Annotated in this window: 13 protein-coding genes; 5 read left to right on the forward strand and 8 right to left on the reverse strand. The window is 34.5% G+C overall.

Annotated elements, in window-relative coordinates:
- Nucleotides 1-10: 10 nt before the first annotated feature.
- Nucleotides 11-820 carry an orotidine-5'-phosphate decarboxylase gene (gene pyrF, locus U5A88_RS12960; protein WP_354207094.1) on the forward strand — a complete coding sequence of 270 codons (810 nt, stop codon included), beginning with the start codon at nucleotides 11-13 and terminating at the stop codon, nucleotides 818-820.
- A gap of 3 nt (nucleotides 821-823) precedes the next feature.
- On the opposite strand, the gene U5A88_RS12965 is transcribed toward pyrF, so the two are convergent.
- Nucleotides 824-1,333, reverse strand: a complete 510-nt coding sequence (locus U5A88_RS12965; protein ID WP_354207096.1) for a GTP-binding protein — start codon at nucleotides 1,331-1,333, stop codon at nucleotides 824-826.
- 132 nt (nucleotides 1,334-1,465) lie between these two features.
- Here U5A88_RS12965 and der point away from each other — a divergent pair, with 132 nt between their 5' ends.
- The gene (der, locus tag U5A88_RS12970) at nucleotides 1,466-2,767 is read left to right on the forward strand and encodes a ribosome biogenesis GTPase Der (RefSeq protein WP_354207098.1); all 1,302 of its coding nucleotides are present in this window, start codon (nucleotides 1,466-1,468) and stop codon (nucleotides 2,765-2,767) included.
- Nucleotides 2,768-3,004: 237 nt separating this feature from the next.
- Here the strand turns inward: der and U5A88_RS12975 are convergent, their stop codons facing one another.
- Entirely contained in the window at nucleotides 3,005-4,186 is a 1,182-nt protein-coding gene (locus U5A88_RS12975; protein ID WP_354207100.1) for a CynX/NimT family MFS transporter, read from the reverse strand.
- A 171-nt stretch (nucleotides 4,187-4,357) separates the two neighbouring features.
- Between U5A88_RS12975 and U5A88_RS12980 the strand changes: the two genes are divergently transcribed.
- The gene (locus U5A88_RS12980; RefSeq protein ID WP_354207102.1) at nucleotides 4,358-7,141 is read left to right on the forward strand and encodes an outer membrane beta-barrel protein; all 2,784 of its coding nucleotides are present in this window, start codon (nucleotides 4,358-4,360) and stop codon (nucleotides 7,139-7,141) included.
- Nucleotides 7,142-7,162: 21 nt separating this feature from the next.
- On the opposite strand, the gene U5A88_RS12985 is transcribed toward U5A88_RS12980, so the two are convergent.
- The 3 genes from U5A88_RS12985 to U5A88_RS12995 all read right to left on the reverse strand — a co-directional run bounded on the left by U5A88_RS12985 (nucleotide 7,163) and on the right by U5A88_RS12995 (nucleotide 11,303).
- Nucleotides 7,163-9,394, reverse strand: a complete 2,232-nt coding sequence (locus tag U5A88_RS12985; protein ID WP_354207104.1) for a DUF7133 domain-containing protein — start codon at nucleotides 9,392-9,394, stop codon at nucleotides 7,163-7,165.
- Nucleotides 9,395-9,479: 85 nt separating this feature from the next.
- A complete protein-coding gene (locus U5A88_RS12990) occupies nucleotides 9,480-10,424 on the reverse strand; it encodes an MBL fold metallo-hydrolase (RefSeq protein WP_354207106.1) in 945 nt (314 codons plus the stop codon).
- A 54-nt stretch (nucleotides 10,425-10,478) separates the two neighbouring features.
- Entirely contained in the window at nucleotides 10,479-11,303 is an 825-nt protein-coding gene (locus U5A88_RS12995) for a TPM domain-containing protein (protein ID WP_354207108.1), read from the reverse strand.
- Between the two features lie 158 nt (nucleotides 11,304-11,461).
- Between U5A88_RS12995 and U5A88_RS13000 the strand changes: the two genes are divergently transcribed.
- On the forward strand, nucleotides 11,462-14,605 hold the full coding sequence (locus U5A88_RS13000) for a WD40/YVTN/BNR-like repeat-containing protein (protein WP_354207110.1): 3,144 nt from the start codon (nucleotides 11,462-11,464) through the stop codon (nucleotides 14,603-14,605).
- A 42-nt stretch (nucleotides 14,606-14,647) separates the two neighbouring features.
- On the opposite strand, the gene U5A88_RS13005 is transcribed toward U5A88_RS13000, so the two are convergent.
- From U5A88_RS13005 to U5A88_RS13015, 3 genes are all read right to left on the reverse strand, one after another.
- On the reverse strand, nucleotides 14,648-16,546 hold the full coding sequence (locus tag U5A88_RS13005) for a cation:proton antiporter domain-containing protein (protein ID WP_451963328.1): 1,899 nt from the start codon (nucleotides 16,544-16,546) through the stop codon (nucleotides 14,648-14,650).
- Between the two features lie 156 nt (nucleotides 16,547-16,702).
- Entirely contained in the window at nucleotides 16,703-17,329 is a 627-nt protein-coding gene (locus U5A88_RS13010) for a DUF6973 domain-containing protein (RefSeq protein WP_354207114.1), read from the reverse strand.
- Nucleotide 17,330: 1 nt separating this feature from the next.
- Nucleotides 17,331-19,040, reverse strand: a complete 1,710-nt coding sequence (locus U5A88_RS13015) for a M28 family peptidase (RefSeq protein WP_354207116.1) — start codon at nucleotides 19,038-19,040, stop codon at nucleotides 17,331-17,333.
- 104 nt (nucleotides 19,041-19,144) lie between these two features.
- Between U5A88_RS13015 and U5A88_RS13020 the strand changes: the two genes are divergently transcribed.
- The gene (locus U5A88_RS13020; protein WP_354207117.1) at nucleotides 19,145-20,437 is read left to right on the forward strand and encodes an aminopeptidase P family protein; all 1,293 of its coding nucleotides are present in this window, start codon (nucleotides 19,145-19,147) and stop codon (nucleotides 20,435-20,437) included.
- Nucleotides 20,438-20,478 lie beyond the last annotated feature (41 nt).

The following is a 20,478-nucleotide window of genomic DNA, read 5'->3' on the forward strand; positions in this document are numbered from 1 at the left end:
ATTGATTTTTATGACTAAAAAGCAACTTATTGAGCAAATTAGATTAAAAAAGTCTTTTTTGTGTATTGGTTTAGATGTTGATTTGGATAAAATTTCCGACCATTTAAAAGATTTGGACGATCCAATTTTTGAGTTCAACAAACAAATAATAGATGCCACACATCATTTAACAGTTGCCTACAAGCCCAATATTGCTTTTTACGAGGCCTATGGCATTAAAGGTTGGCAATCGTTGGAAAAAACCATTAACTATCTGAACAAAAACCATCCCGAAATTTTTACCATTGCCGATGCCAAACGTGGCGATATCGGTAACACCTCAACGCGTTACGCCAAAGCATTTTTTGAAGATCTTAATTTTGATTCCATTACCGTAGCACCTTACATGGGTAGAGATTCCGTTGAACCATTTTTAGCATTTGACGATAAGTTTACTATACTTTTAACATTAACTTCTAATGCAGGTGGGTTAGATTTTCAAACCTTAGAATACAACCAAGAACAGCTTTACCAAAGTGTTCTTAAAACTTCACTCAACTATAAAAATTCAGAAAACCTAATGTACGTAGTTGGTGCAACGCGTCCAGAATATTTTCAAAAAATCAGAAAGATTGTCCCAGATCATTTTTTATTAGTCCCAGGTGTGGGTGCTCAAGGTGGAAGTTTGCAAGATGTCTGCAAATACGGTTTAACGGATGATATTGGCTTATTGGTAAATTCTAGTCGTGGAATTATTTACGCATCTAATGGTAAGGATTTTGCTGAAAAAGCAAGTGAAAAAGCATTGGAATTACAACAAGAAATGGCAACATTGTTATGAGCATTATGATAGTGTTTCCTTAACAAACTCATCCATTTCCACCATTTGATTATAGCCTTTCTTTTTACCTAACTGCCCAAAAACATAAAAAAGCACCCAAATAATAGGCATGGCAATGCACATATACATAGCAAATTGATACTCTTGTTCTAAACTGAATTGTGTGTAAGCCATAATTAAAAAAATAATAAAAGCAAGTGCTACGGCAAAGTGAAAGAACATAAATAGGGTCCAAACTTGAGGTTTAGGTCCAAATAATCCTTTTAAAATGGTTTTATCATCCTCTTCTACAATTTCAATCTGCAATTGAGGCGACCAAAAATGATCCTCTTCCTTTGGCACATCAATAACTATATGGTTACCAACTAATTTAGTTTTAAATTTATACTCTTTTTTTGCAAAAACTGCTTCAAATTTATTTAACACAGCAGTTTTACTTTCCTTTAATTCCTCCCTAAAACGAGGCTTTAAAAGAATGGCGTTAATTTTATTATCGTGAATCGGTTGGTTCAAAAGGTTATTGGTTTTCTACTTCTGGTTAAAATTAGTAAATAAATTAGAACTGTCATTAGCTTTTTAACTTTTGTCTTCAGCCTCCATACTTCCAGCTTTTTCTCCTATCTTTGCACCCAATTTTTTATCCTTATGAGTATAGTTGCCATTGTAGGAAGACCTAATGTAGGAAAATCCACTTTTTTTAATCGTTTAATTCAGCGACGTGAAGCTATTGTTGATGCTGTAAGTGGCGTTACACGCGATAGGCACTACGGAAAAAGCGAATGGAACGGTCGTGAATTTACCTTGATTGATACAGGTGGCTATGTTAAAGGTTCCGACGATATTTTTGAAGCAGAAATTGACAAACAAGTCGAACTTGCCATTGAAGAAGCCGATGCCATTATTTTTATGGTAGATGTGGAAACCGGTGTAACTGGTATGGACGAGGATGTTGCCAAATTGCTTCGTAAAGTAGACAAACCAGTTTTGTTGGCGATTAACAAGGTGGACAACAGCAAACGAAATGCCGATGCCGTTGAATTTTATGCTTTGGGCTTAGGGGAATATTACACCATTGCGAGTATCAACGGAAGTGGAACCGGAGATTTGCTAGACGCTTTGGTAAAGGTACTGCCCGAAAAAGAAGACGAATCTGATAATAACCTTCCTCGCTTTGCAGTTGTGGGTCGTCCAAATGCAGGAAAATCATCATTTATCAATGCATTGATTGGCGAGGAACGCTATATTGTAACTGATATAGCGGGAACTACAAGAGATGCCATAGATACTAAATACAACCGTTTTGGTTTTGAGTTCAACCTAGTGGATACTGCAGGAATAAGACGGAAAAGCAAGGTAAAAGAAGACCTTGAATTTTATTCGGTTATGCGTTCGGTTAGAGCTATTGAACATTGTGATGTAGCTATTTTGGTATTAGATGCCACACGCGGTTTTGAAGGACAAGACCAAAATATTTTTTGGTTAGCGGAAAAGAACAAAAAAGGCATTGTAATCCTCGTCAACAAATGGGATTTGATAGAAAAAGACACTAAAACTACTAAAGCATTTGAAACCAAAATCAGAAAAGAATTAGAGCCTTTTACAGATGTACCCATTCTGTTTGTTTCCGTTCTGACCAAACAGCGTATTTTTAAAGCTATAGAGACTGCTGTTGAAGTTTTTGAAAAAAGAAAAAAACGAATTTCTACTAGTAAATTAAATGATACTTTATTAGATATTATAAAACAAAATCCTCCACCAGCTTATAAGGGAAAATATGTTAAAATAAAGTTCTGTACGCAGTTGCCAACACCAACCCCCCAATTTGCGTTTTTCTGCAACCTACCCCAATATGTAAAACCACCTTATAAAAGGTACTTAGAAAATAAAATGCGTGAAATTTTTGATTTTCACGGTGTACCAATAGTGATTTATTTTAGACAAAAGTAAGTAGAGAATCCATGCCTATGGCATGGTGTGAATCACTTATTCCGAACGACCGATAGGGAGATTCGGGATCTCATTATTTTGACTCATGAAGACAAATTGAAAAATAAGTAAAAAAGTTATTTCACAATATTCAGAAGTAACATTCAAAAGATTGCTTCGTCGCTTACAGAATTAGGGATAACAAAAGTGATTTTTTTGTCATTGCTCCTCGCAATGACCATTTTCAATTGAATACGTCTAAACTTTCCCTGGCTTCCCAATATACAATCCTGAAAGCAGTTTTAGCACGGCGATCACCAATAACAAAATCAAGGCATACAACCAACTACCTGTAAAGTCAAAAACACTTGCAAAAATAAAAGGACCGGTAGCAGCGATAACATACCCAATAGATTGTGCCATTCCTGAAAGTTCAGTAGCTGATGCCGTATCGTGAGATCGCAATACTATAAAAAGTAAGGATAATCCAAAAGAACCGCCTAGCACAAACCCGATAAACGAAACCCACAATGCAACCTCTCCAAACTGCGGTAACATAAGTCCAACTATTCCTATTAATTCCATTAATATTAACACAAAAACAATAGCTCGCTGATCTGTTTTTTTACCTGCTATTGTTGGCACAATTAAAGACCCCAAAATTCCTGTTGCCTGAGATAAGGAAAGCATCCAGCCAGAAAAATTAGCATCATAGCCTCTACTTATTAAAATAGCTGGTAACCAAGCCAAAATAACATAAAACGTCATAGATTGTAAACCCATAAACAATGCTACTTGCCAAGCTAAACGGGACCTATTTAACGATTTCATAGCTTTAATATAATCGTTCTTTTGTGGTGGTTTTTTTAACCTTCTAACTTGCGGAGACCAAACAATTGCCGCTAATAAAGCCAATAATGCCCAAACTATTAACGAACCTCTCCATCCAAAGCTTTCAATTTTAGTTAGTGGCACACTTATGCCTGCGGCCAATGATGCCCCAACAGCCATCACAGAAGAATAAATACTTGTAATAAAACCAGAATTTTCAGAAAAATTCCTTTTGGTTATTCCCGGTAACAGCACATTGCCAAAAGCAATTGCAATTCCAAATAATAAAGTTCCAAAATACAGATAAAAATTTCCTTCAATAGACCTGATTAAAATGCCTATCGTTAACAAAACCATTGCACCAAACAACGTTTTACCAATCCCGAAACGATTTGTAAATAAGGGTGTAAGCATTGAAATGATACCAAAAGCAATAAGTGGCAATGTAGTTAACAGACCTAACATTGAATTCGAAAGTCCAGTTGCCTCTTTAATATCATCAACTAAAGGGCCTACTCCCGCAAGGGCAGGACGCAAATTAACAGCAATAAAAAGAATACCTACTAATAATAAAATATTAGTTGATTTTGTTGTTTTATTTATTGTCATTTTTTATCACCTGTAAAATGAATGGCGAAAGTATTAAACCTTAATGACAAATAAGCATATATAGATAAAATTCAAATTGGATATTTTTTAACAAAACTTTAAACTACTATTTTAGTTGTTCTATATAAAAAACAATTCCTTTGCTCTATTGAAACCCACCATCAGCCCATAATGAAAAAACTTATTACCTGCATAGCTATGCTATGTACCGTTGCTATTTTCGCTCAATCAAAAAACTATGAAATATCTGGAAAAATTGTTTCTGAAAATGATCAAAAACCGCTAGAAGCTGCAACCGTTTATTTAGAAAGAGCCAAAGATAGCACACTTATTACTTACACTATAACAGACAAAAATGGCAACTTTAAATTAGAAGGAAAATCTCCATATAAAGATTTAAGATTAAACGTTTCTTTTATAGGTTATCAATCATACGCCAAGCTAATTAATTATAGAGGTGAACCAATGAATTTAAACACTATTTCTTTGGCTGATGCCAATATATTAGATGAGGTAGTACTTAAATCTAGGTCTCCTATTACCATAAAAAAAGATACGGTAGAATTTAATGTAAGTTCTTTTAAAACTAAAAAAGATGCCAATGTTGAAGATGTCTTAAAAGAATTACCAGGTGTAGAAGTAGATGAAAATGGAAAAATAACAGTTAATGGAAAAGAAGTGAATAAAATATTGGTAAATGGCAAACCCTTTTTTGGGAACGACCCTACTATAACCACACGAAATCTGACCAAAGATATTATTGAGAAAATTCAAATTACAGATACCAAAACCAAAGCACAAGCCTTTTCTGGTGAAGACAGTGAAGGTGAGGATAAAACCATCAATCTAACCATAAAAAAAGAAAATAATAAAGGTGTTTTTGGACGTGTCTCGGCTGGGGGTGGAACAGATAAACGCTGGGAAGCCGCAGGAATGTTCAATTATTTTAATAACGATAGACGTATTAGTGTATTGGCTGGTGGTAATAACACCAACTCACCGGGTTTTAGTTTTGGTGAGATTCAAAAAATGTTTGGTGGTCGCGGTAATTTTAGCATGAACGTAAGAGGTGGTCAAGTTTCTTTTGGTGTAAATGGTCTCAATTTTGGTGGTGGTCAAGGTATTACAACGTCAAAAAATACAGGTTTTAATTATGCCGACCAAATTGGAAAAAAAGTAGAGATATCTGCTGATTATTTTTATTCAACTAGTGATTCTGAAGACAAAAATGCAACACAGAGAGAAAACTTTTTACCAGACTCTAGATATTTTACAGATTCAGAGTCTACATCCTCAAATCATAATGATAACCACAGTGCCAATTTAGATTTTGAAATAGAAATAGACACTACTTTACTAATCAATATTAAACCATCCTTTAGGTATTCAACTAATAAAAGAGAATTTGACCGAGAAGAAGAGTCTAGAGATGAAGCAAATATTGTGACCAATCAATCAAATACATCTTCATTTTCAGAAAGTAAGGCTAATAATTTTAGCAATGACTTTGATGTTACTAAACGTTTTGGTAGTGAAGGTTCTTTTCTACGCATAAACCTAGACAATGAATTTAGTGCTAATAATTCTGATAATTTTTTAAGTTCAGAAACTTCTATTTTTGGTAATAATCCTGAAAACATTTCGAGAGATCAATTTTCGGAAAACAATGAGAATACAAATAGTTTTTCTTCGAGGCTTACCTATAGGTTACCACTAGTAGGTAAAAAAGTTTATTTAGATTTTAGATATACTTACGGTTTTGAAAATACAGACAATGAAAAAAGCACCTATGATTTTAATAATGCCACACAAACATTTTCAGACTTTAATACAGAGCTAAGTACTGATTTTGAATATAAAAATTTTAGAAATGTACCAGGTTTACGCTTAACTTATAATAAAGATAAGTTTAATATAAATTTTGGAAGCGATATGGTATTTAGAACCTTAGAAAGTGAGGACTTTTTAAGACCTCAACTAAATTTAAAACGCAACTTCAGTAATTTAGAGTTAAACTCAAGGGTTCGCTATCGTTTTAGTTCAAAAAGATCATTATATGTAAGATACAGACTGGACAATCAAGTACCACGACTAAGGCAATTACAACCTTTTCAAGATGTTTCAAACCCACTAAATATTATTACTGGAAATCCTGCACTTGAGCCCACCAATAGACATAGTTTGAATTTTAGTTTCAATAACTACGATTTTCAGAAAGGCACAGGTATTTATACGTACATGGGAGGAGATATTTCAAACAATGATGTTGTATCTAATAGTACAATTGATGAAAATTTTGTAAGAAACACTACTTATACAAATGTTAATGGGAATGGAAGTTTATACGTTGGAAGTGGTTACTCTAAGACAATTAAATTAGATACAATAAGAACCCTAAAATTGAATTTAGGACTGGGACTCAACCTAAGAAGATCTAACAATTTCAATAATGGTACAAAATATCTTGCTAAGAACAATTCAATATCTCCGAACTTTGGTTTAACCTATACTTGGAAAGATGTGTTAGAAATTCGCCCTAATTATAGAGTATCTTTTAACACAAATAAGTTTGACCTTGAACAATTTGATAATAGAGAATTTGTAACTCATAATTTAAGAATCTCAACGAGAACATCAGTACCTAAAAATTTAGAATGGGAAAATCAAATTAGCTTTAATTATAATTCTAATATTGCTGATGGGTTTCAAAAAAGTGCTTGGTTTTGGAACTCAACACTATCATATTCAATTATGAAAAATCAAGGTATGATAACCTTAAAAGCCTATGATCTGTTAAATCAGAATACCAATGCTAGAAGAATTTCTAATGAAAACTATATTCAAGATTCGCAAAGTACTGTATTACAACAATACTTTATGGTCGGTTTTAGCTATAAATTCAATACGTTAGGTAAAGCTGGCGAAGTAAGAAAAGATAGGTTTAGAATGTTTTAAAAATTAAAACTAAATTTATAATCATTTTTTAGTTTCTGAAAACATCTCATTTAATTCCGCTTCGGTATATTCCATTCCTCCCTTAGACTTAATGTTACGAAGCTGCTTTATTTTATCAGCGGGCAACCATTTAGACTGGTCAGTAAATGCATTGGTTATGTAATTAATAATATGTGATAAATTCTCGTCAGAAATTTGTTCATTATGAATCAAACCAGGCATAGTACTATTAAAATTATATAATGTGCCGTTTACATTTATTGGGCCTTTTAAGCCATGCAATAAAATAAGTCCAAGCCTTTCCATATTGGTTTTTAAGTATTCTGAATTTAATAGCGGTGGTGCCAACTCGTCAATTCCTTCACCTGTTGGTCCATGACAAGCGGCACAGATTTGACCGTACAGTTTCGATCCTTCTGTTCTAGCATCTTTATTTGGAAGGATTTTAACAAAAAGTTTATTAGGCTTTTTATCATTGAATTGTTCAATATTTTTAGACAAAACTTTACTAAATAGTGTGTTTTGAGCAATTTCATTTTTTATCAAATTTCGTTGTAAATCAATACTCTTAGTGGAAAGTCCACTCACCAAAGCTTCTTGAAAAAATTTATGATCCTTGTATTTTACGCTTAACGATTTCATGTTTGGAATAAATTGTTCTTTATCAATATTTGCCCAAACCCCTAGAGTAGAGCTTATATAAAAATCAATGGTCATACTATTTTTACCGACAAGCTCCTTAAAAAGGTTAGAAATTATTTCAGAATTTTCTTTTTTCACAAAGCTTTCTAGTAAAATAATGGTGTGAGCACCAACCTCCTCATTTCCATTTTTAGCAACTGCAATTAGGGTTTCAATATCTAAAGCGTTTAATCCCTCTAAAACATACAATGCATGAACTTGAGCAAGAGGGTACTCCACTTCCATAACCAATTGATTAAGCAACGGTATTGCTTTTTTATCATTTTTATAAATAATGATTTGCTGTGCTCTATCTCTTAACCAACCGTTATCACTTTTTAATAAACCTATCAATTCATCCGTTGACAAACTATTTAAATTCGTCATAACTTTTCGCTTAACCCCTTTTTTTGAAACCTTTAAAATACGTCCAAAATCAACTAAGGAGTCTAATCCATACTCTCTTGATTTATTTTTTAAATAGGGACTTAAAAAGGCATGATGTTGAATAACTCCACGGTGAATATCTACAATATACATATTCCCGTCTGGGCCATTATTTAAATTAACGGGTCTAAAACCTTCATCTGACGATACTAAAAATTCTTTGCCTTGCCATGCTTGATTGGCTTCTGTATAAACACCATTAAAGGTTAGAATGTTTCTTTTTACCAAATTCGCCGCCGGCTCGCAAACAAAAACATTTTGATTATAATCTTCAGAAAAATTGCTACCACGATACACTAGTGGTCCACAAGCCGCAGTAACATTAACGAGGAAGCTGTCTTTGTTCAAAACACCCTCACTATAACCACGATTTACTGGAGTAGGATGAATTGGATATACACGTTGGTCGTCAGTCAATCTTTTATTAAGTCCTTCTTTAGGAGTGTAAAATTTATTACGAATTAATCGGTTTGGCAATACATAATCTCCTAATAATTGTTGGCCATTATTGTTATAATACAGCCTACCAAAATTATCTTTTGTAATACCCCATTGGCCACGATAAGAAGTGGGTTCTTTTATCCATTTACCGTCTCTTTGTTGATATCTAAAATTTGTACTTCCATTGTAAATCCAATTGTCAATATTCATTAATAGACCATTGGGTTGATGCTCAGGATTTCCATCTGGTGCATACAAAGAATCCACCAGTATTTTGTGTTGTACCTTATCGTTTTTAATTTCTGCAAACCATAAATTAGGAGGCTCAGCATATAATAAGCCACCATAAACCAAAGCTAAGGCCCTTGGCATTACTAAACTGTCCACAACGATTTTTGCATGATCGGCAACTCCGTCATTATCTAAATCTTGTAAAATTTTAATGGATCCCGTGGGTTCGGTCTCTCCAATCATAAATCCAGGCATATCCACTACCCAAATACGACCTTGGTTATCAAAATCAATGGCCACAGGCGAATCCAATAGCGGTTCTGAAGCCACAACCTCTAATTCAAACCCTTCTTCAATTTTATAAGCATCCAATGTAATTATTGGTTCTTCAAAATTGGGCTTACAGCTCAATAGTAATAAACAGAAAAAAATACAAGAAAAAATATATTTCATTAACAGAATTGTAGCTTAATAGTAATTTTTATGCTACAAATTAAACGAAATCAATTAACTATAAAAAATCCAAATGAATAAATTATTATAAATCTATAGTCATACCCTGTTTGGCTGTATTAAAACCTTTTTCAATTACTGTTTTTTGAGCTTTACTTCCGTTAATTAGCAACGGATTGGTGTGGTTAAAATGGATAAAGTGAACTTTATTTTTATCTTTTTCTGATAAGTTTTCCAACAATGTCATACTTTCTTCCACAAAAGGATGCGGAACTTCGTTCATATCCCTATTAATTTCGCCATCTTTAAAAAAAGTAGCATCTAACAAGGCAATATCAACTTCTTTAATGTAATCGACAATATTTCTATCCCATTTTTCCCATTTATCAATATCTGGAATAAACAAGGCTTTTTTCTTTTGATTATTGATAATAAACCCAACCGTTTCAGTAAATTCATCTCGATGCGGGACTTGAATAGGTGTTACAGAAATTCGTTCGTTTAATTCAATAATTGAGTCCTCTTGCAAAGGTTTTAAATCAATATTATTTAGCTTTACCAATTGGCTCCATGGACCATTTTTGGTCAAATAAGTTTTCATTTTGGGCATGACATACACAGGCATATTTTTTGCTCCAAGTGCTTCTCTTCCTAAAAACATCAGTCCCGTATAATGGCCCATATGTCCGTGGGTTAAGAAAATACCGTCAGGCAATGGTTTATCTTTTAAATGTGCCGATAATAGCTGAGTTTGAGCGGTAAAATCAGGCGTAGCATCAAAAATCCAACTTTCATTAGAAACAGAATCTACCAATGCAATTGAACTTACAAACCTTTTCAATTCAGTGTTTTTAGCAACACGTTCGCAACATTCTTTTTGACAGGCAATTTGTGGATAGCCGGCATCTTGGGCAGTACCTAAAACTAAAATGTAGGGATCAGTTGGATTGGGTGCAGTATCCGTTTTTTCTTGTTTCTTATTACAAGAAAAAAGAGAAATCAGAATAAAAATAAAGGTGATTTTTCTCATAATAAAGTCATTTAAAAGTCCTTCCCTTTTGGGAAGGATTTAGGATAGGCTATCTTACCAACTTCCAGAAGCACCGCCTCCTCCGCCCATACCACCGCCAAATCCGCCAAATCCGCCGCCACCAAAACTTCCTCCTCCAGAACTACCGCCAAAGCCTCCACCACCACCAAATCCTCCACGACCAGAACGACTCAAGATAATAGCTTCTAAAATAGAACGTGCAACGTCATCTCTTCTATTGCCACGGTTTCCTTTATTACCACGGTTTCTTTTATTGCGATTGGAAAGAATAATAAATAGAATAATCAGAAAAAGTATGATAAAGACAAAAGGGATACCATCTCCACCATCATTACTCCGTTGTGGTGAGCCTTTATACTCACCATTCATAATTTGAATTATAGCAGATGTACCTTTATCTAAACCACTGTAAAAATTACCTTGCTTAAATTGAGGAGTAATGATATTAGTTATTATCCTTTTAGAAAGAGCATCTGTTAATAAATGTTCAACACCATACCCCGTAGATATCGCTATCTTTCGTTGATTTGTGTCCAAAACCAACAAAATACCATTGTCTTCTTCTGCTTGTCCCAATCCCCACTCAGTTAGCATTTTTGCCGCATAAAAGTTGATATCATCTTTAATATCGTTTCTTATTGCTATAGCTATTCCAGTAGAAGTAGTATCGGCATAATTTTTTAGTTTTATATTTAATAATCGCTGCTCATCCTCAGATAATAAGTTTATGTAATCTTGAACTGCTTTATCTGGATGCTTCTTCTCAGGAATTTCTTGACAATAACCTTCAAAACTAAAGCTCAATAAAAAAATAGCGAAAACTATAAAATGAAAATATATGGATTTAGTTTTGTGCATTTGTAGTAAAGAAAGGTTCTAAAATAATTCTAGTGCAATATACCAAAAATGTAGCAACAAAACAGGTTGTAACCTAGTGGCACGAAAACCGCAAATACCAAAATTGGTTTTCATAAAAATATCAACTACTTTAGTAGCTCTTTTAACCAAACTAAATCATGAAAAAATTTACTTTACTTGCCTTTTTTATTACAACAATTATTTCTGCTCAACAATTAGACCTAGAAAAGCTGAAAAGCATGAAACCTAGGGCTATTGGCCCCGCTGGAATGAGTGGACGAATTACAGCAATTGATGTTGTAAATAATAATCCCGATATCATATATGCTGGAGCAGCTTCTGGCGGTGTTTGGAAATCGGAAAGTGGGGGTATAGACTGGAAACCTATTTTTGACAAACAACCTCTTCAAGGTATAGGTGCCCTAGCAATTCAACAAAGCAATCCAGATGTTATTTGGGTTGGTACAGGTGAAGGAAATCCTCGAAATAGTCTTAACGGCGGATATGGTATTTATAAAAGTTTAGATGCAGGAACCACTTGGCAATTGATGGGCTTAGAGAAAACACGAAATATTCACAGAATAATTATTGATAAAGATAATCCTAATACGGTGTATGTTGCAGCAATTGGTTCTCCTTGGGGCGAGCATCCTGAACGTGGTGTTTTTAAAACTACTGATGGCGGTAAAACGTGGACAAAATCACTTTTTGTAAATAATAAAACAGGAGCGGCCGATTTGGTGGTAGATGCTACCAATCCCAATAAATTGATAGCTGCCATGTGGGAACACCGGCGTAAACCTTGGACTTTTAACTCGGGTGGAGAAGGATCTGGATTGTATATTACCTATGATGGTGGTGAAAATTGGACAAAAAAAACAGATGAAGACGGACTACCAAAAGGAAATTTGGGCAGAATCGGTTTGGCAATAGCACCTAGCAACCCAAAAATTGTGTATGCGTTAATCGAGTCCAAAAAAAATGCATTATATAAATCTGAAGATGGAGGTATTAAATGGAAAAAAATAAACGACAAATCAGGAATTGGAAACCGCCCGTTTTACTATTACGATTTGTTTGTCGATTCTAAAAATGAAAATAGATTATACACAGTTTTTACCTACGTAAATGTAAGTGATGATGGTGGTAAATCGTTTAAACAATTGATGCCAGCGTACAATTCCAATGCGGGTATTCATCCTGATCATCATGCTTGGTATATCCATCCTGAGGATCCTAGTTTTATGATAGATGGTAACGATGGTGGATTGAATATTACACGTGATAAAGGCAAAACATGGCGTTTTGTCGAAAATTTGCCAGTGGGACAATTTTATCATATTGCTTATGACATGGATTACCCCTACAATCTTTATGGTGGAATGCAAGATAATGGTTCGTGGATTGGCCCGGCCTATGTGTTAAAAGCACAAGGTATACGGAATTCATATTGGCAAGAATTGATGTTCGGCGATGGTTTTGATGTGATTCCTGATCCTAAAAATTCGCGATACGGTTATGGAATGTCGCAACAAGGTTATGTAGGCAGATACGATAGAGAAACAGGAAGTACAAAGATGATTCGCCCTACGCATCCAGACCCTGATGTAAAATTGCGTTTTAACTGGAATGCTGCCATTGCTATGGATCCGTTTGATAGTGAAACATTATACTTTGGAAGCCAATTTGTACATAAAACAACTAACAAAGGCCATGAATGGGATGTCATTTCTCCAGATTTGACTACTAACGACCCCGAGAAGCAAAAACAGCACGAAAGTGGTGGATTGACAATGGATGCTACAGGTGCAGAAAACCATACTACCATTTTGGCCATTACGCCCAGTACGTTAGAAAAAGGATTGCTTTGGGTAGGCACCGATGATGGACAGATACAAATTACTAGAAATGGTGGCGAAACATGGACTAATGTTACACCTGTTAAGCATAAAAAATTTACAAAAGGTAGTTGGATAGCTCAAATCAAAGCTTCTACATTTAATGCTGGTGAAGCCTATGCCGTTGTAAACAATTATAGAAATTTTGATTTTAAACCCTATTTATTCAGAACCAGAGATTACGGCAAAACTTGGGAAAGCTTGTTGGACAAAAAGGATGAAACTTTTGGATATTCCTTAGCATTAATTCAAGACCCAATAGAAAAGAAATTAATTTTTCTGGGTACCGAAAATGGTTTATATGTCAGTTTAGACGAAGCCAAAACCTGGACCAAATGGACCAATGATTACCCAAGTGTATCAACCATGGACTTAGGTATACATCCTCGTGAACACGATTTGGTTATTGCCACTTTTGGGCGTTCTATGTATGTGTTAGATGACATTAGGCCATTAAGAACGTTAGCAACAGAAGGTACCCAAGTGTTGAATAACACTTTAAAAGTATATGATTCACCAGATGCGTTTATTCACCTTATTCAGCAACCTTCAGGTTCTCGTTTTGGCGGAAATGCATTGTTTAACGGAGAAAACAGGTCAATTAGAGGGGCAAAAATCAACTATAGCATCAATAAACCAACAGATACCGCAAAAAGCAAAAAATCGGATTCTATTACGTTAAAAGTTTATAATTCTAAAAACGAATTGATCAGAACCCTAAAACAAAAAACTCCTAAGGAAAGCGGTTTACACAAAGCCAGTTGGTATTTGGCAGAAAAAGGAGTAAGAGGTCCTTCCAGAAAGTTGGCGAAAAAAAATGCTTCCGAACCTAGAGGTGTAACCGTATTGCCTGGAAATTATAAAGTAGTGTTGCACTACGGAAAACATAAAGATTCTACTACAGTTAATGTAGCCTACGACCCAAGGGTTGAAATGCCTTTTGAGGTATTAAAAAGTAAATACGATTTACAAAAGCAATTGGAAAAACAATTTGAACGGACGGGAAAAGCGGTTGCTCAACTCAACGAATCTAAAGAAATTGCAAGTACTTATAAAAAACAATTTAAAGAGGTTGATAAGAAAAAATATAAAGACGCCATTAAAAAAAGTGACTCCATTGTGAAATCCATCAACACATTAATTGATGCTATGATCGGTAAAGAAGACAAACGACAAGGTATTACCCGAAACCCAGAACTTACACCAATGAACTATTTATATACAGCAAGGAGTTATGTAGGTAGTTTACAAGAAAAACCTGGAAAAACACAACAACAACTAATAAAAAATGCCAATGACAAAGTGGATGAGGTAATAAATAAAATTGATGATTTCTTTAAAACTGAATGGCCAACATATAGAAAGGAAATTGAGGGGATGGATTTTTCGTTGTTTAAGGATTAAAAAATCTGACCTCACAGGTTTTGAAAACCTGTGAGGTCTTTTTTAATTCACAAACTTCCTAAACTGCTCAATATTTTCTTGGCTACCTTGTATAAACAACAAATCGTTTTGGTAGATTTTTTGATCGGGGTGTATATCATCTATAATTTTATCACCATGCGAAACCGCCAACACACTTACCCCGTATTCTGCCCTAATATTGGCTTCTTTTAATGTTCTGCCATTGATTTTACTGCTATCAGAGGTTACTCGCACACAGGTAATGTTAAAATCGGGAATTGAAGTGGGTGCAAATGTTTTAGGCACTTTTTTCTTCATTTGAAATACTTCATAATTATCCGCTCGTACAAAATCAACCAAATTCTCTATCTGGCTTTCGGGCACCAAAAACGTGTGCATTACCCTTGAAAATATTTCAATGGAAGTTTCAAACTCTTCGGGTATCACATCGTCCGCCCCAAGAGCAACCAATTCACTTATTTCCCTAACATATCTTGTCCGCACTAAAATATGCACAGTTTGCGACGTTGCCCGTATATTCCTAATAACGGTTTTAGTGGCCTCTTTATCAGAAATAGCAATAACTACCGAGCGTGCCTTAGAAAGATTTACCGTATCTAATATATGCGGTTCAGAAGCATCGCCAAATAGTATAGGAACACCATCTGCTTTACCTTTTTTAACTATTGACGGATTCATTTCGATTACGACATGAGGTATATTAGCGTATCTAGCCGCTTTTTCCAAATTAGTCCCATTAATACCAAAACCAATTATTATTAAATGATTAGAAATTTCGTTATCAATAATTGTTTCGTTTTGTTCTTGATTTACTAAGGTTTTATCGATTTTCTTACCCAATTTGGTCTTTAAAAACCGATCTGCTATCGTATGCGAGAACATAATTACGAAAGGAGTTAAAATCATGGAAACTATAGAAACTGCCAGAAAGTATTGGTTGGTTTCTTCACTCAATAAATTGTACTGAACGCCTACTTTAGAAAGTATAAAAGCAAATTCTCCAACTTGAAATAAAGATAGAGCCGTTAGTAAAATAGTTCTTGGTGGATATTTCAGTACCGCAACCGCTATTGAAATTACAAATGTTTTTATAGAAAAAACAATGACCACAAGTAACAGAACTACGCCAACATTATTAAGGAAAAATGTTAAATCTAACAGCATCCCAATCGATATAAAAAAGATACTGGTAAACAGTTCTCTAAACGGCAAAATAATACTCGTTGATTGATGTGAATATTCTGATTCAGAGATAATTAGCCCTGCCAAAAAAGCACCCAAGGCCAAAGACAAACCAGCTTCAGAAGTTAAAAAAGCGACGGCAAAACAGATAGCAATAGTAGTCAATAAAAAAAGTTCTTTACTATTGGTTTTTGCCACCGCGTACATCAATTTAGGTACAACATATCGGGCACTTACAATGGTAATAATTACCACAATAACTGATTTTACAACCAAGGATAAAACACTCATAGCAATATTGTCCGAAGCTCCAGCTAATATTGGTGTTATCAACATCATCGGGACCACGATAATGTCCTGAAAAATAAGTATTGCCAAGGCATTCCGCCCGTGAGCGGTCTTCATTTCATTTCTATCTTGTAGTATTTTTAGCACAATAGCTGTACTGGATAGCGAGAATAAAAACCCTACAAAAACGGCTTCTTCAATAGCATTTCCAAGAAAGTAATAGGCAAACCCTGAAATTAAGATGGTCAACCCGACTTGAAGGGAGCCACCAATAAAGACCGTATTTTTTATGGAAGCTAGTTGTTTTAAGGAAAGTTCCATACCGATAACGAACAAGAGCAGAATTACACCAATTTCAGATATAATTTCTATGTCCTCAGCTTTTATCAAATTAAAACCAAAGGGGCCAATTATAATTCCCGTAATTAGAAAACCTAATATTGAAGGCAATTTTAACCGTTGCAACAAAAACACGATTAGGATGGAAAATCCTAATAGAATTACAAAATCCTGTAATAACGGTATATGGTGCATATTCTAATGTATTGCGTTGAGTTTGTTGCTAAAATAAGACAAAAAGGATTAAATGAAGTCATTAATACGAAGTTAATTGGTTGGCACCAAACACTTATCGTTTTCCCATTTGCCTTTTAGGGAATTAATGGGAATAATTTGCCCTTTACAATCTAAAAAGTTACCTGAAGCATCCTTTTTTAGCATTCTTAATTTACCTTGACGGATAGCAACTAACAAATGATTTATGACGGTTTTTTTTGAAGCTTTCTTATATTGTTTGCCTAAACTTGCACCAACGTGGTTGTTAAACAAATCCATATCTGAAGCTGGTTTGTCCGGTGCTATTCCATCTTCCAACTGTCGTTTTTTAAAGGTTTGATAATTACCTTTTTCATGGGCTCTACCTAAACTCAACGCTGCATTTTTACCAATACTTTGTGCAGATTTTGCCATCCAAAAACTATGCTTAAAGGCATCTAATTGTCCGCCATTCATATCATTCCCAATAGTGTTTTCTTTGCCTATAGAATCAGCTGTGATTAATGCCTCTCTCGAAATTTGATACGCTTTTTTTGCTTTAAACGGATGAAAAATAACCCATGTCCGTTCAGGTTTTGACAAGCTGGAATAGGACTGTTTTAGCTTAGGAGAACAACTCGTCAATAAAGCAAAAAGCAAAATAGGAATTCCAATTTTCTTTAGTGAAGTAGCTAACATGCTATTTTAAAGATTTAATATATTTTTCTGTTTGCTTTGTTAATTTGTCTTTTGCTTTGTTAATTGCCCTGTTCAAATCTTCATTAGGTTCATAAGCCATATCTCGTAAAGAATCAAATGTTTTTTGATACCAATCGTTCCATGCATTTAGGATTTTAATTTCAACATTCAAGTCATCTCCTTCTTTTACCGCTTGTTGCGATAATAGAAATTCAGCTTTCAATCTTTTTTCTGCTCTAGATTTAATGTTCTCCAATTCCGTCAAAGCAGCAGTAGCATCTGAATTTAACAATGAAAAGGCACTTGTTAATGCACCGATTCCAACATTTTTTAAGGTTTCTTGAGACACCTTGTCTATCCTGTCATTATCGGTGTGGTAAAATTGATCCGTAAAATGCCATAAGAGTAATCCGGGAATATCAGCTCTTAAAAACGGTGTATGGTCACTACCACCTTCAAACGGATTTGTGTTTACCTCCCAATTGGCAAATTTTCCTTGCTCTTCAAAAATATTTATTATAAAATCATTCAGATAATGTGGTTTCATATCTTTTAATTTCAATGGTCTTCCGCCCCATTCGGAATGTTTGTCGTTACCACGTGTCCATATTGCACTTGGGTCTGGCATTTTTTCAATTAAAAATGAGCCTCCCGTTATAGCTGTATTTTCGCCCACCATGTCTAAACTGATTCCCCATTTAATATTTGATGCTCTAATACTATCTTCTTGAATATACCTTCGTGTAGAAACAATTTCATCCCCCCATAAAAAAGTAAGGGTTCTATCTAATTTTACAGTCTTATCTTTAATAAACTTAGCTGCTATTTGAGCCATTTCTAATTGAACACCTACCCCTGAAGCATTATCATTTGCTCCTGGTTCTTGCACATGGGCACTAAAAACGAGTCTTTCATTGGGGTTCACATCACCTTTTATATCGGCAACAATGGTCAGTTCTTCGGACGGATAAATTTTAGTATTGATAACGGCTTTTACATTTACAGTTCCTTTATCCAACTCCTTTTTTAATTTTTCTTTAGCTTGATAAGACAAGGCTATACCCCACAAATTTTTCTCATTATAGGGAATACTCCTAAATTGTATAGAAGTAATATTTTTTTCGGGTTGCAAATAATCGGGCATATCGTAAGTTAGCATTCCTACTGCACCTTTTTTCATTGCCGTTTTATAGAGTGTATAAGGACTCATTTCAGCAAAAATAACTTTGCCTTTTATGTCTGTTTTCTCTAGTGATTTTTTATCTTTTATATAAACTACCTCAGCAGTAACACCTCCTTTTGGAGTTGATATTGAGTTTAAATAAGTCATGTTTCTATTAGTAGCTGATTCTAATATTGGCGAATCTTGACCTACAATAGTTAAACTGGAACTAACAGTTTCCCAAGTGGGTTTTTTCATAGGTCTTTTTTCAATCCTGTACGTCAGTTTATTATATTCCAAAGCATCGCTTTCTAAAACATAGCCTGCTCTTTCAAGACCTTCTGCAATATGGTAGATACTTTTATTGAATCCAGTATTACCAACCACTCTCCAATATTGGGCTACAAATTCTGTTGTTTTGTAAGCCTGATCTCCTATAAATTCCGCTCTCACCACGTCAAAATATTCTGATGCCATTTTATTTGTGTTTTGAGCAGTGCTTATCGCAACCAATAATAGGGCAACATAAAAAAATAACTTTCTAATCATAATCTAAAATTAATGACCGAAAACTACTAAATTAATCTGAATTACACGCCCAATACTCTTTAAGATTTAATAAATTTGTGAGGCAAACATTAAAATGTGATAAGATGAAATACTTTCCAATAGACAATAAACTTTTTATAAAAAATCGCAAAAATTTTATGTCCAAAATGAAGCCCTGTAGTTTGGCGGTTTTTAATTCTAATGATATTTACCCGATAAGTGCGGACAGTACTATGCCTTTTCAGCAGCATCGCGATATTTTTTATTTAAGTGGTGTAGATCAAGAGGAAAGCATTTTAGTACTGTTTCCTGATTGTCCAAAAGAAAAACATCGTGAAATTCTCTTTTTAAAGGAAACCAATGAGCATATTGCTGTATGGGAAGGCGAAAAACTAACCAAAGAAGCCGCTCTTAAAACCAGTGGTATCAAAACCGTATATTGGCTACAAGACATGGAAAAAATAATGTTTGAACTAATGTCGCAATGCGATACGGTATACATTAATACCAATGAGCATTACCGAGCTTCGGTTGAAACAGAAACCCGTGAAGACCGTTTTACAAAATGGCTAAAAGACAAATATCCTGCACATTCGGTTGCTAAAAGCAATCCTATTTTACAACGCTTACGTTCTGTAAAAGATCAGATTGAAATTGATTTGATTCAACAAGCATGTGATATTACCGAAAAAGGATTTAGACGAGTACTCAATTTTACAAAACCCGGAGTTTGGGAATACGAAATTGAAGCAGAATTTATGCATGAATTTTTAAGAAATAGATCCAAAGGTTTTGCCTACACGCCCATTATTGGTTCGGGCAATAATGCCAATGTATTGCATTATATAGAAAATAACCAACAATGTAAAGAGGGCGAATTGATACTAATAGATGCTGGTGCTGAATATGCAAATTATGCAAGTGATATGACCCGTACAATTCCCGTTTCAGGAAAATTTAGTAAAAGACAAAAAGCCGTTTACAATGCTGTAAATCGTGTAAAAAATGAAGCTACAAAAATGTTGGTTCCCGGTACTATTTGGGCAGATTATCATATAGAAGTTGGTAAATTAATGACTTCTGAATTGTTAGGGTTAAAACTACTTGATAAAGTTGATGTTAAAAATGAAGACCCTGAATGGCCTGCGTACAAAAAATATTTTATGCATGGCACTTCTCACCACATGGGTTTAGACACACATGATTATGGAATTTTAACGGAACCTATGCAAGCCAATATGGTATTTACTGTAGAACCGGGAATTTACATACCTGATGAAGGTTTTGGAATTCGATTGGAAGATGATGTAGTAATTCAAGAAAAAGGAGAGCCTTCTAACTTAATGCGTAACATACCTATTGAAGTTGAGGAAATTGAGGATATTATGAACGGTTAATTACTATCATTCGGAGCGTGTATAATAATAGTTTTAAAACC

This window comes from Aureibaculum sp. 2308TA14-22 (assembly GCF_040538665.1).
Classification (GTDB): domain Bacteria; phylum Bacteroidota; class Bacteroidia; order Flavobacteriales; family Flavobacteriaceae; genus Aureibaculum.

What these genes read in the sequence shown, in the direction of transcription:
- U5A88_RS12985 (WP_354207104.1), bottom strand. Translation starts at nt 9,394, where the DNA reads ATGAAATATATTTTTTCTTGTATTTTTTTCTGTTTATTACTATTGAGC.
- U5A88_RS12990 (WP_354207106.1), bottom strand. Translation starts at nt 10,424, where the DNA reads ATGAGAAAAATCACCTTTATTTTTATTCTGATTTCTCTTTTTTCTTGT.
- pyrF (WP_354207094.1), top strand. Translation starts at nt 11, where the DNA reads ATGACTAAAAAGCAACTTATTGAGCAAATTAGATTAAAAAAGTCTTTT.
- U5A88_RS13010 (WP_354207114.1), bottom strand. Translation starts at nt 17,329, where the DNA reads ATGTTAGCTACTTCACTAAAGAAAATTGGAATTCCTATTTTGCTTTTT.
- U5A88_RS13015 (WP_354207116.1), bottom strand. Translation starts at nt 19,040, where the DNA reads ATGATTAGAAAGTTATTTTTTTATGTTGCCCTATTATTGGTTGCGATA.
- U5A88_RS12995 (WP_354207108.1), bottom strand. Translation starts at nt 11,303, where the DNA reads ATGCACAAAACTAAATCCATATATTTTCATTTTATAGTTTTCGCTATT.
- U5A88_RS12980 (WP_354207102.1), top strand. Translation starts at nt 4,358, where the DNA reads ATGAAAAAACTTATTACCTGCATAGCTATGCTATGTACCGTTGCTATT.
- U5A88_RS12975 (WP_354207100.1), bottom strand. Translation starts at nt 4,186, where the DNA reads ATGACAATAAATAAAACAACAAAATCAACTAATATTTTATTATTAGTA.
- der (WP_354207098.1), top strand. Translation starts at nt 1,466, where the DNA reads ATGAGTATAGTTGCCATTGTAGGAAGACCTAATGTAGGAAAATCCACT.
- U5A88_RS13020 (WP_354207117.1), top strand. Translation starts at nt 19,145, where the DNA reads ATGAAATACTTTCCAATAGACAATAAACTTTTTATAAAAAATCGCAAA.
- U5A88_RS13000 (WP_354207110.1), top strand. Translation starts at nt 11,462, where the DNA reads ATGAAAAAATTTACTTTACTTGCCTTTTTTATTACAACAATTATTTCT.